A 12,408-nucleotide genomic window follows, 5' to 3' on the forward strand; every position below is an offset into this window, starting at 1 on the left:
GTCAGGAGCTTGCTCACGGTCGCACTTGCCGTGGCCGTCTGACTGTTCCGTGTTGTTGCAGCCTGCCCACTTGGAGACCGGGGATGTCGATTGGGAATGCTGCGCTGCTCGTGTGTCTCCTGTATCTGCCGACCACCACGTCTCCAAGACCGGTTCAGGCCCCTCCTGCTGAACTGACGACGGTTCTCGATCGCGCAACCGCCTACGTCGCCGCCTACGTTAAGAGCCTGTCGTCGGTCGTCAGTGAGGAACGATTCGACCAGCGCGTGGATACGCGAGGCGACAGATTCGAGAGATTCACCACAAGCAACACGGTGACGCGCACGCTCGTGTCCGACTATCTGCTCGTACAGGTTCCGGGGCTGAGTGAGTGGCTGCCGTTTCGCGACGTGTACTCCGTTGACGGCGTACCCGTCCGCGACCGTAACGACCGCCTCCTCAAGCTCTTCGTCGAGTCACCCGCCTATGCGTATAGCCAGGCGCTCCGCATTCGCGATGAGAGCAGCCGCTACAACATCGGCAGCGGACTGCGGGACATCAACGTGCCGACCTTCGCGTTGCAGATACTCACCAAGCAACTCCGGGCAGGGTTCGTGTTCAGGCAACGCGGCCGCGAGCGAGTGAACGGCCTGGACACGATCATCGTCGACTACGAGGAGACCTCGACGCCGACGCTCATTGTTGGACGCAATGACCAAAACGTGCCTGCGCGCGGGCGATTCTGGATCGAGCCCGAAACCGGGCGGGTCGTTCGCACGCGCATCGAAACCCGTCCGGACGGCAACACCAACAGCATTGAGGTCGTCTTCCGCGAGGAGCCGAAACTCGGCCTGTGGGTGCCCAGCCTGATGGACGAACGTCGTGTGACTGGGCTGGATAAGATGGAAGGACGTGCGACCTACACAAACTACCGTCGCTTCCAGGTGAGCACGGCGTTCGAGATTAAGTAGGCTGTGTCGGGGAATTGGAGGCGCCGTCCGGATTTGAACCGGAGAATGGAGGTTTTGCAGACCTCTGCCTTACCACTTGGCTACGGCGCCCTGTCTGGATTGACCGCCAAGAGCGACAGTCAAGGGAGGGAAAATGGAGCGGGAAACGGGATTCGAACCCGCGACTTCGACCTTGGCAAGGTCGCACTCTACCACTGAGTTATTCCCGCCCAATCTACAAACTACGGTACCACAGGGCGACGCAGCGTTTCAAGAATTCGAGGGGCTGCCGGGCACGGCATGCCGTGCCCCTACGGGTTTCTACCGACTACCGACTACCGACTACCGTCTACTGCCTCCTACCATCGGTCGGCCGTGAAGGCACCGCGGATGATCTCGACGGTCGGTGCGGCGCCCTTGGGCGCGAGAACGCTGACGACGTCGAATCGGGCCGGCCGGTGCTGGCACCGGTGCGTGGCGAGATAGAACCGCGCCATGGCGATGATGCGCCGTTGCTTCCACCAGGTCACCGACTCGGCGGGAATGCCGCAGCGGGTATCGCGACGCGCCTTCACCTCGACGAAGACAATCGTGTCGCCGTCGGCAGCGACAATGTCAATTTCGCCAACTCTGGTGCGGTAGCGCCTGGCAAGAATCGCGTACCCCCGCCGCTGGAGCGCCGCACACGCGAGATTCTCTCCCAATAACCCGAGTTGGACCGTTCCAAGTGATCCCAAGACCTCGACGGCAGCTGCAAACCACGGGCCGTAGAGTGTCAAGCAACCTTCGCTCAGGCCGGGCTGGAGCCCGGCGATCCCAGGCTCGAGACAGTACCTGACCCAGCGCGACCTGCGGCGCCACGCCGCCGGGGTTGCCGGCCGGGCTGGAGCCAGCGGCGGCGGTGCCGTTCCCCTGTGCGCCTGTCGGGTATAATCCACCCGCCCCCTCTCCGGCGGTCCCCAGCCATACCCGGAGCCGTTCGTGACCGCGAGCGTCATCCCGGCGCTCGTCATAACAGGGGGAATTCATGAAGATCCTCGTATTCGGAGGCTCCGGCAAGATGGGCCTCGCAGTCGCCTTCGACCTCCTTCGCGAGTCCGACGTGACGGCCATCGGCCTCGTAGGACGCCGCATGGACGCGCTGGAACGCGGACGCGCCTGGCTCAAGGACCCGCGCATCGTGCTGCACCGGATCGATGTCGAGCAGAAGGACCAGGTCGTTGCGCTGCTGAAGCAATACGACGTCGCCGTCAACACGCTTCCCGATCGGCACACGAGCTACCTCGGCGTGGACGCGGCCGTCCGCGCGGGTACGCATATCGTGGACATGCTGGAGGAGTACCACCGCCGACCCGACACATACGAGGTCGAGGGCCTCGTTCTGCCCGCCGGCATGTCGCTGAACGAGTACGGCGACTGGATCCACGAAACCGCGCTGAAAAACAACGTGTGCTTCATGGACGGCATCGGGTTCGCGCCGGGCCTGAGCAATATCACGTGCGGCGAGGCAATCCGGAAGCTGGACGTCGCCGAGTCGGTCATCGCCCGCGTCGGGGGCATCCCGCGCAAGGATGTGGCCGCCCGCAACCCGCTCCGCTACATGATCACGTGGGCGTTCTGGCACGTCCTGCGCGAGTACGTGATTAAGGTCAACGTGCTCAAGAACGGCAAGCTGGTCGAAGTGAACGCGGCGACGGATCGCGAGAAGTTCGTGTTCGACAAGTTCGGCAGGAACGAGCCGCTCGAGTGCGCGATCACCCCGGGGATGCCGAGTTTCATCTTCACGCGGACGCAGTTGAAGGAGTTCGCCGAGAAGACCGTCCGCTGGCCCGGACACTGGGACGGTGTCCAGACGCTGAAAGAGTGCGGGATGCTCGATCTCGAGCCGATTACGATCGGCGGCGGCAAGGCCGCGCCTCGCGACTTCCTGCTGGCCCGCATCGAGCCCCAGCTGCGCGCGAAGCCCGGCGATACCGACGTGTGCGTGATGTACAACACGGTCGTCGGCACGAAATTCGGGATGAAGACGAAGATCTCCTACCACCTCTGGGACGAGGCTGACACGGTCAGCGGCATCTCTTCGATGGGGCGCGTCACGGGCTTCAGCGCTGCGATCGCCGCGGTGATGATCGGGCGCGGCATGATCAAGGAGCGGGGATGCGTGCCGCCGGAGGATTGCATCTACGGCGAGAACTACACGTACTTCATGAAGGAGCTGGAGAAGCGCAACGTCAACGTGCTCGAGACGATCGAGACCATCGTATAACTCGCCTCCCGGGCTGCCGCCCCCGGTGAGACAAAAGGCCCGCGGCCTGGCCGCGGGCCCTTCCACCTGCAGGCTCCCCTGGCGCCGGATGACTCAGCGCATCGGTTCCACCTCGGTCAGCGCCTCGTCCAGGATCCGCACCGCGTCATCGGCCTGCGCCTTCGAGAGGACGAGCGGCGGCGCGAACCGCAACGCGTTCGCCCCGGCTCCGAGCACCAGTAGCCCTCTCCGGAAGCAAGCGCCGACCACCTCGTCGCGCTCGCTGGTCGCCCGCTCCTTCGTCTCGCGGTCCCGCACGAGCTCGACGCCGATCATCAGGCCTTTCCCGCGCACGTCGCCCACGAGCCGATGGCGTTCGGCCAGCGCCTTCAGCAAGTCCAGCAAGTAGTCGCCCACCAGTCGCGCGTTCTCGATCAGCGTGTCCTTCAGCAGCTTGATGGTGGCCAGCGCCGCCGCGCACGACACGGGGTTGCCCCCGAAGGTGCTCGCGTGGGCACCAGGCGGCCAGTTCATGACGTCGGCGTGTGCCAGGGCCACGCCGAGCGGAAGGCCCGACGCAATCCCCTTGGCGAGCGTCATCACATCCGGCACAAGGCCGTAGTGCTCGCTGGCCAGCATCTTCCCCGTCCGGCCCATGCCCGACTGCACCTCGTCCACGATGAGCAGGATGCCATGCCGCCTGGTCAGCGCGCGCAGGCGGTCGTGGAACTGCTGCGGCGGAACGAGGTACCCGCCCTCCCCCTGGATCGGCTCGACGATGACGCCCGCCACCTCTTCCGGCGACACCAGGTGCACGAGGATGGAGTTCTCGATGAATTCGAGGCACTCGGCCTGGCAGGTGTCCGGCCTGAGCTTCACGGGGCACCGGTAGCAGTAGGCGTACGGCGCGTGGTACACGCCGGGCATCACCGGGCCGAATCCGCGGCGTTGAATCGCGCGGCTGGCGGTCAGCGTCACGGCACCCATCGTCCGCCCGTGGAACGCGCCCAGGAACGCAATGAAGTACTGGCGCTCCGTATAGTGGCGCGCCAGCTTGATGGCCGCCTCGTTGGCCTCGGCCCCCGAGTTGCCGAAGAAGCAGCGCACCGGCTCCTTCATCGTCGAAAGCGCGGCAAGTTCCTCGGCCAGCTTCACCTGCGGTTCGTAGTAGAAGTCCGTGCCTGACATGTGCAGGAACCGCGACGCCTGTTCCGTGATGGCCGCGACGACGTCGGGGTGCGAGTGGCCGGTCGACGTCACGGCGATTCCCGCGGCGCAGTCGAGGAACCTGTTCCCGTCGACGTCCTCCACCATGGCGCCGGCGCCGCGCGCCATGACGAAGGGGTACGACCGTGTGTAGGAAGGGGAAACGTGCCGGATATCGCGTTCGATGATGGCCCGGGCCTTCGGGCCCGGAAGCTCTGTCTTGATCAGTGGTCCCGTCATACAGGTTTGGCTCCTACCTTCCAGCGTGTCCCGGAGGCCGAGTCCTCCAGCACGATCCCGCGGGCCGCCAGTTCCTTGCGGATGCCGTCCGCCGCCGCGAAATCACGGCGGCTCCTGGCCGCCTGGCGTTCGGCGATGAGCCGTTCGACCTCGGCCGGCGCCGGAACCGCCTGCGCATCCTCCTCGCGCCTGAGCGAGATGAACCCCAGCACCTTGTCGATGTAGTCGAACACGGCGCGGATTGACGCGAGATCGGGCTCCCCCACCTCGCCGGCGTCGATGGCCGAATTGAGCGCGCGCACGAGATCGAACACGATGCCGAGTGCCCCGGCCGTGTTGAGATCCGCGTCGAGCATCTCACCGAACTGCGCGCGTGCCTGCTCAACCCTGGCCACCGCCTTCGGGTGCGCCTCACCGCCACGGATGTGATCGATCCGCCCCAGAAAGTCCATCAACCGCTGCACGGCCTCTTCGGCCTGCTGGAGGCTCACCCACGAGAACTTCAACTGCTTGCGGTAGTGGGTCGAGATGTAGAGATACCGCAGCGCCGACGGCCTGAAGCCCCGCGAGACGATGTCCGGGACGTTGAACTGGTTGCCAAGCGACTTCGACATCTTCTCTTCGTCGATAAGGAGATGCTCGACGTGGACCCAGAACCGGGAAAACGGCGTCTTGGTGGCGCCCTCGCTCTGGGCGATCTCATTCTCGTGGTGCGGAAACACGAGATCGATGCCACCGGCGTGCAGGTCAATCGGCGCCCCGTCCAGCAGCCGCAGGGCCATGGCCGAGCACTCCAGATGCCAGCCGGGTCGGCCGGGGCCCTGTCCGAAGTCCCACGTCGGCTCGCCCGGATGAGTCGCCTTCCAGAGCACGAAATCCCGGACGTCCTCCTTGGCGTAGGAATCCGAATCCACGCGCGCCCCAGGCTGAATGCCGCTGTGGTCGAGACGTGCCAACTCGCCATAAGCGGGGAACGTCGAGATCTTGAAGTAGATCGATCCGTCGCTCCGATAGGTATGCCCGTTGCGATCGAGCGCGCCGATCAGGTCGGACATCGCCTGCAGGTTGGCCTCGTCGGTCGCGCGAGGATTCTCCTCGACTTGCTCGAGGCCGAGCGCCCGCGCATCCTCCCGAAACGCCGCGATGTACTGATCCGTGTACTCGCGCAGCGGCATCCCGGCCTTCTGGGCGCCCGCGATCGTGCGGTCGTCCACGTCGGTGAAGTTCATCACTTGGCGCATCGCGTAGCCGCAGTGATACTTCAGCACGCGCCTGAGCACGTCGAGACACACGAAGGTGCGGAAGTTACCGATGTGCCCGCGGTTGTACACCGTCAGGCCACACGTATACATACGGACCGTGTTGTCGCGAAGAGGCGTGAACGCTTCCTCGCTTCGCGTCAGGGTGTTGTAGAGGCGCAGCATGAATGTGATCAGTACCGAATCTACTGTGGCATGGGGTGGCTGAGCGTCAGTACACTGGTCGATCCGCAGCACACCGACAGGTCAAGCGTCGTCTCGCCCGCGCACAGCGACACATCGATCGCAGGCGCGCCCTCGACGCTCTGCCCATTCAGGGCTTTGGTAAACGCCGTTTCCACGGAACGCCCGATCGCATTGGCGTCATCCTCGGCAAGACCCGCCGACACCGCCAGACAACTCGCCAGTTCGCCTGCCGTTGGCGCGAAGTACGCCTCCATCGGAAAGCTCGCCGTAAAGCACAACGTCTGACGCGCCTCGGTCTCAGCCATCGAAGATCTGATTCTAAACCGAAATCAGGTTGACGAGCGCCCGGGCACGTTCGCAGTCGGCGGAGATCTGTGCCTGCAGCGCTTCTGTCGACGCAAACGCCTGTTCGTCCCGCAGTCGTTGGACGAATGACAGCCGCACAGGTTCCCCGTACAGGTCGCGCCCACCGTCAAGCAAATGGACCTCGACCAACTGCGCCTCGGCTTCGCCGAACGTCGGGTGTCGTCCGATATTGGTGACCGACGGCCACACTCTGCCGTGGACGAGGGCGGTCGTGGCGTAGACACCCCGCTTTGGCAGCAGTTCGTTGTCGGTGTCGAGATTTGCCGTCGGAAACCCGATCTCGCGGCCGCGCCCTGCGCCGCGCACGACGATGCCATCAATGTAGTGTCGATGCCCGAGCAACTCCGCCGCCTCATCAACCTGGCCCCCGGCAACCAGGGCCCGGATCCGCCCGCTGCTAACGATGGTGCCGTTGTGGAGCACCGAATCAATTTTGCCGGCTTCGAACCCGTATTGACGGCCGAGGGCCTGCAGCGTCGACACGTCGCCGGTCCGGTCGTGTCCAAACAGGAAGTTGGTGCCGACCCACACCTCGGAGATGCCAAGCCAGCCGACCAGCACGGCTTCGACAAAGGTCTCCGGCGTCCACTGGGACAGTTCGTAGGTGAAGCGAACGATGGCCACGCCTGTGAGGCCCGAGTGCTCGAGGGCCTCGATCTTTCCTGCCGTGGTCATCAGCAGGCGCGGTGCCTCCGCGGACCTGGTAATCCGCTTGGGGTGCGGATCGAACGTCAGGAGCACCGGTGTCGCGTCGCGATCGTGGGCGGCCTGGACGACACGGTTCACGATCGTCATGTGGCCGCGGTGCAGCCCGTCGAAATTGCCCAGCGCCAGAACAGGCGACCGCCAGGACGCGGGCCGCGGATCGTCTGGATAGCGGATGATCTCCACGATCTGATCATACCGGGATTCAAGCGCGAGACCAGCGTCCGCCCCCCGAGTCCCCTCTTCTCGCGCCTTGCGCCCAGCCTCGTGCCTGCGGGACGACGGTTCCTCCGCGTCCCCGCTCACGCAAGCCGGCAAAACGAGCCTTACCGGGACGTGTCGCCGGCCTTACGCTTTGGGGCCTCTATCCATCAGCCTGTCTTGGCCCTCACGGCACGTTTTGCAGACTGACGCCCTTCGACTTCGCTCAGGACTTCGCTGTCGGCTTGGTTCGAGGGGCCGCTTCGGAAGCCGCCCTCCCACCGACACGAGCACCCGCGCCTGCGGGGTTTCCCGAATCCCGAATCCCGAACCCCGAATCCCGAGGCTAGATCTCCAGCACGAGGCCGTCGTATGCGAGTTCGACGCCCGCAGGAAGCTGCGCGTTGGTCGCCGCGTGCGGAAGATCGTGGCAGATGTGGGTGAGATAGGCACGGCGGGGTTTTAGCCGTTCGATCACGCCGAGCGCACCGGCCACATTGAAATGCGTGCCGTGCGGCCGGTGTCTGACGGCATCGATCACGAGCGTATCGAGATGGTCGAGCAGCGGCCACGAATCGTCGGGAATGCCGTTGCAGTCGGTGAGATATGCGAACCCGCCGACCCGGTATCCGAGTATCAACCGTGGCCCGTGCCACACCGGCACCGGCACGATCTGGTGTCCCCCGATCGACAGCGGACCGGCCAGCGGCTGAAACTGGATCCGCGGCAATCCGCCACCATGGTCAGCCGCTTCGAACGCGTAGGAGAAGATCCGGCGCAGGTTGTCCAGCGTGTGGTCATCGCCGTAGCAGGGAATGGGCCGGCCGCCCTGGAGCGCGTTGAAACGCCTGACGTCATCGAGCCCCATGACGTGATCGGCGTGGCAATGCGTGAAGAGAATCGCGTCGACACGCTCGACGCCGAAGCGCAGCGCCTGCATTCGCAGATCCGGCGTGGTATCCACCAGCACGCTCGTACCGTCGTCGAACTGAATGTAGATGGAGGGCCGAGTCCGCTGGTCGCGCTCGTCGGTCGACTGGCAGACGGGGCAGCGGCAGCCGATCATGGGCACGCCGTGCGACGTGCCGCTGCCGAGGAACGTGACGCGACCAGCCGAGGTGCTCAAGACGGGTCGGGCGGTTTGACGTCGGTTGCGCCCAGGGTCTGCTGCGCTGCGACGAATCGCATCCGCAAGTCGTAGAGCACCTGCTCGATCATCGATCGCTCCTGGGCGGTCAGGTTGCCCCGGGTCTTCTGCTCGAGCATCGCGAGAATCTCGATCATCTGCGACGCGCCTTCGAGATTCAGCGGCTTCTTCTCGCCCGTCACGGGGTCGGGATAGTCGCCAAAGTGCACAGCCGCCGTCGTCATGAGCGAGATCATAAAGCCGGTAAATGTCACCGTCAGGTCTTCAGCCACGCCGCCGCCTCCCTGCTCGCAGCCGCCGAACCCGTCCACGCCAACGTGCCATAGTCCACCATGACCATTGCATCCACGCCGCGCGGTCCGCCGGCCAGAATGGCTACCAGATCGGCATGGTAGCATACCGCCCATGGCTCCAACGACACGCGCAGCCGACGCGTTTGACCGCCTGGTCGAGATTGTCCGTTACCTGCGCGGCCCGGACGGTTGTCCGTGGGATCGAGCGCAGACACTGCAGACGCTGCGGCCCTTTGTGCTCGAGGAAACCTACGAAGTGCTCGAGGCCCTGGACCGGGATGACCGCGTCGCGCTTCGCGAGGAACTCGGCGACTTTATCTTCGAAGCCGTGCTGCTCGCGCAACTGTGCGACGAGGCTGGCGATTTCTCGATCGCCGACTCGCTCGAGTCCATCTCGAACAAGCTCGTGCGTCGGCACGTTCACGTCTTCGGGCCACACGACGGCACAGCCGAGCGTCCTCCAGCGGGCGGCACCACCATGACGCCCGATGAGGTCATCCGGTTGTGGGAGAACGTCAAGGCACGCGAGACCAGCGACACGGGCAAACCCAAGACGACGCTGGGCGGCGTGCCCCGGACGTTACCGGCCTTGCTTCGGGCGCACGAGATCGCGACGCGTGCCGCGGCGGTTGGCTTCGACTGGGAACGCGCAGCGGACGTCTTGGCAAAAATCGAGGAGGAAGTCGCAGAACTGCGCGAGTCGGTTACCTCAGGTTTGGCCACCGACCGGGCACGGGCCGAAGAAGAGATGGGCGACTTGCTGTTTGCCATCGCGAACCTCTCGCGCAAACTCGGCATCGAACCGGAGTCGGCGCTGCGCGAAGCCAACGACAAGTTCACACGCCGATTCGCCGCGATGGAAGCGAGTCTCCGGGAGCACGGCAGACCGCTGGCCGCCTACACGCTTGACGAGATGGAGGCCGCCTGGGGCCGCGTCAAGCTGGCGGAGCGGCACGCGGCGCCGCCGGCGTCAGGTGCTGACGTCGACCGGTGAAGCTCGTCACGTCCGCAGTCTTGCCGTCCGTGTCGATCGTCACAGCGCCATCCTGATCGGTCCGGAAAACGCCGGCCCCTATCGCACGATACCTCTCCAGGACGGCGCGACCAGGGTGCCCGAACCTGTTGTTCCTCCCTACGCTCATCACCACCACGGCCGGCGACATCGCCTGCAGCAGCGGCAGCGAACTAGACGAGGGGCTTCCGTGATGCGGCGCCTGCACGATGGTGATGGGTGCTGGCGCGAGCAGACGCGCAAGGGCCTTCTCGCTGGGGGCTTCGACGTCGCCCGGCAGCACAATCGAGACATTCCCGTAGCGCAACTCAATGACGATCGAGTCGTCATTCCGGACCCGCTGCCGCTCCCAGTCGGCGGGCGGGGGATGCCAGACGATGACGTCGACGCCTCCAATCCGGACGCGATCGCCCCGCTGGACACTGCGCCACACAGAGCCGCCGATGCCGGTGAGATCGCGCAGTTGGGTCAGCGGCTCGTGCTTCGGAACGGGTATCCCTTCCCACACCTCATCGGGCACAAGGTCGCGCACGATTGACGGTGCCCCGCCGATGTGGTCCGCGTCGCCGTGCGTCAGAACCAGGTGCGCCAACTGCCTCACACCAAGCGTCCAGACCACCGGCTCGATCACCCGCCGCGCGATGTCGAATCGCGGTCCGGTTGCCCCTCCGGCGTCCACCATCCACGCGTGGCCGGAAGGAAACTCAACGAGAGTGGCGTCACCCTGCCCGACGTCGATGAACGTCACGCGTAGGCGGCCGGCCGCGCCCCACCGGACGTTTGGCGCCACGACGATCCAGATGCCCGTGGCGACCACCGCCATGATGGCCACTTGCCGAGCACGAAGCGGAAACGGGGTCGTAGTCAGCCCCCTGCCGCAAACCGCGCCGACGTAGTACTCGGTGCCTTCTCCCGAGAGCGCCTCTTCCTGGGAACGCCGGGCTCCAGCCCGGCCACGCTGGAGCGTGGCGATCCCAGGGCGTGACGCGAAGAAGACGAGCCACGCCAGGTAGTAGGTCGCCATTGCGACCGCCTCTGGCGGAGGGAGCCTGGTCGTCAGCCACGGCACCAGATCCACGAACCGGGCGCTCTCGACCAGGCCCCACGCGGCCACATGGGTAACGTAGCCGGCGAGATTGGCGGCCAGCGCCGACACCGCTGCCAGCCCCAACACGCACATGCCGCCGACCTGCACGACGGTCATCAGCGGAATGGCCGCGAAGTTTAACGCCAGCCCAGCCGTGGTCACGCGCGAAAACACCATCGCGGAGATCGGGAACAGCGCGAGTTCGGCGGCGAGCGACGCCACAAACAGTGCGACTATCGGACGCAGCCACCCGGGCAGTGGCGGCAGAGTGGCGAACGCCAGTGGCGTACCCACAATGATGGCGAGCGTCGCCCCGTAAGTCAGCCACGCGCCGGCGTCGTAAATCATCAGCGGCTCGATCGCCAGACTCAGGCCCGCGGCACAGGCGAGCGCGTTCAGCGGATGGCCCCGGCCGTCGAAGGCATGAGCAGCCAGGAGTACGACGGCCATCACCGTCGCGCGAGCGACGGATGCACCGCCGCCAACCAGAAACGCGTAGCCGATGAGGCACACGGACACCACGACTTCCGGAACGACGTGCATCCGCGTCACGAGACGGACCGCGACGAAGAGGAGACCCGCCAGAATCGCGATGTTCCCGCCCGAGATCGCAATCACGTGATACGTTCCCGCGCGCTGGAGCCGCTCTTCCGTCTCCTCGTCGAGACCGGTCCGATCCCCAAGGATCACCGCGCGAGTCACGGCCGCCGACCGCGCACCGTACCGCCCAATCACCCGATCGAACACGTCCCGCGCCCTGGCCCGCAGCTCGGCGCAGGCCTCGTCGAACACGCTGCCTCGCGCGATCACCTCCACGAGCAGGCCGCTCTTGGCGGATCCCACCAGAGTGACCCCGCGCCGCGCCAGCATCAACTCGAAGTCCGGCACTCCGGGGTCGAGATAGCGCGCCGGACGCCGGAGTTGCGCCGGCACCCGCACCACACGACCTCGTCGCCAGGTCGTCGCCATCGACGGGGCGACCGTGCCGACCACGGTCAACAGGATGCCCCCGCCCGCCACCAACGGCCGACCGCCAATGTCGAACCCGATCGACTCCATCGCGAGGCGAGCGCCGCCCGAGGATGAAGGTGCCGCATCCTCCGTCAACCGACCCGTCACCTCGACAATTCCACTTGGTTCATCGGGCAGCTCGGCGACCCCGTGCGCCGCCATGAGCGCCGCTCGCGCCGGAGTGTGCACCACATCCCACATCGCACTCATCCCTAGCGCGGCGCCGCACACGGCAAATGCCACCAACGTGCTTCCCACGAACCACACGGTCGAGCGAACCAGCAGGCACGTCAGGGCCAGTCCCCACGTAAGGCACACGACGTCGATGACGATGTGCGAGGGCACGCGCCAGGCGCAGCCGACGGCGACACCAGCCAGTAAGGCAAGCACGGGAGGCACGCACGGGTGGTGCACCCGGTACTAGGTGGCAAGGCGGGTGCCACACGGTGCCCAGCAGCGCGGGCCAGAAACACAGCCAACGCCGTCAGGCCGTATCAGGCGATGGCAGATTCTGCGATCTG

11 protein-coding genes and 2 tRNA genes are annotated in these 12,408 nt (G+C 65.6%); 3 read left to right on the forward strand and 10 right to left on the reverse strand.

Going from position 1 to position 12,408, the window contains the following annotated elements; translation table 11 throughout:
- Positions 1–83: 83 nt before the first annotated feature.
- Entirely contained in the window at positions 84–950 is an 867-nt protein-coding gene (locus tag NT151_11640; protein MCX6539567.1) for a hypothetical protein, read from the forward strand.
- Between the two features lie 15 nt (positions 951–965).
- Here the strand turns inward: NT151_11640 and NT151_11645 are convergent.
- From NT151_11645 to NT151_11655, 3 genes are all read right to left on the reverse strand, one after another.
- Positions 966–1,040, reverse strand: a tRNA-Cys gene (locus NT151_11645).
- A 44-nt stretch (positions 1,041–1,084) separates the two neighbouring features.
- Positions 1,085–1,159 (reverse strand) — tRNA-Gly (locus tag NT151_11650).
- 129 nt (positions 1,160–1,288) lie between these two features.
- On the reverse strand, positions 1,289–1,708 hold the full coding sequence (locus NT151_11655; GenBank protein MCX6539568.1) for a YraN family protein: 420 nt from the start codon (positions 1,706–1,708) through the stop codon (positions 1,289–1,291).
- 248 nt (positions 1,709–1,956) lie between these two features.
- Between NT151_11655 and NT151_11660 the strand changes: the two genes are divergently transcribed.
- The gene (locus tag NT151_11660) at positions 1,957–3,195 is read left to right on the forward strand and encodes a saccharopine dehydrogenase NADP-binding domain-containing protein (protein ID MCX6539569.1); all 1,239 of its coding nucleotides are present in this window, start codon (positions 1,957–1,959) and stop codon (positions 3,193–3,195) included.
- A 93-nt stretch (positions 3,196–3,288) separates the two neighbouring features.
- On the opposite strand, the gene NT151_11665 is transcribed toward NT151_11660, so the two are convergent.
- The 6 genes from NT151_11665 to NT151_11690 form a co-directional block, all read right to left on the reverse strand.
- Positions 3,289–4,620: an acetyl ornithine aminotransferase family protein gene (locus NT151_11665; protein ID MCX6539570.1), complete on the reverse strand. Its 1,332-nt coding sequence runs from the start codon at positions 4,618–4,620 to the stop codon at positions 3,289–3,291.
- Positions 4,617–6,044, reverse strand: coding sequence for a cysteine--tRNA ligase (gene cysS, locus NT151_11670; protein ID MCX6539571.1), 1,428 nt, complete (start codon positions 6,042–6,044; stop codon positions 4,617–4,619). Before cysS ends, NT151_11665 begins: the two co-directional genes overlap by 4 nt.
- Positions 6,045–6,064: 20 nt before the next feature.
- The gene (locus NT151_11675; protein MCX6539572.1) at positions 6,065–6,370 is read right to left on the reverse strand and encodes a hypothetical protein; all 306 of its coding nucleotides are present in this window, start codon (positions 6,368–6,370) and stop codon (positions 6,065–6,067) included.
- A gap of 13 nt (positions 6,371–6,383) precedes the next feature.
- A complete protein-coding gene (locus tag NT151_11680) occupies positions 6,384–7,322 on the reverse strand; it encodes a bifunctional riboflavin kinase/FAD synthetase (GenBank protein ID MCX6539573.1) in 939 nt (312 codons plus the stop codon).
- Between the two features lie 361 nt (positions 7,323–7,683).
- Positions 7,684–8,463, reverse strand: coding sequence for an MBL fold metallo-hydrolase (locus tag NT151_11685; protein ID MCX6539574.1), 780 nt, complete (start codon positions 8,461–8,463; stop codon positions 7,684–7,686).
- Positions 8,460–8,756 carry a DUF1844 domain-containing protein gene (locus NT151_11690; GenBank protein ID MCX6539575.1) on the reverse strand — a complete coding sequence of 99 codons (297 nt, stop codon included), beginning with the start codon at positions 8,754–8,756 and terminating at the stop codon, positions 8,460–8,462. Before NT151_11690 ends, NT151_11685 begins: the two co-directional genes overlap by 4 nt.
- A gap of 133 nt (positions 8,757–8,889) precedes the next feature.
- On the opposite strand from NT151_11690, the gene mazG reads away from it, so the two are divergent.
- Positions 8,890–9,771, forward strand: coding sequence for a nucleoside triphosphate pyrophosphohydrolase (gene mazG / locus NT151_11695; protein MCX6539576.1), 882 nt, complete (start codon positions 8,890–8,892; stop codon positions 9,769–9,771).
- Here mazG and NT151_11700 read toward each other — a convergent pair.
- Positions 9,713–12,277 carry a ComEC/Rec2 family competence protein gene (locus NT151_11700; protein ID MCX6539577.1) on the reverse strand — a complete coding sequence of 855 codons (2,565 nt, stop codon included), beginning with the start codon at positions 12,275–12,277 and terminating at the stop codon, positions 9,713–9,715. The two genes, mazG and NT151_11700, sit on opposite strands and share 59 nt — an antisense overlap.
- Between the last annotated feature and the right edge of the window lie 131 nt (positions 12,278–12,408).

This window comes from Acidobacteriota bacterium (genome assembly GCA_026393675.1).
In the GTDB taxonomy this organism is placed as follows: domain Bacteria; phylum Acidobacteriota; class Vicinamibacteria; order Vicinamibacterales; family JAKQTR01; genus JBAXOX01.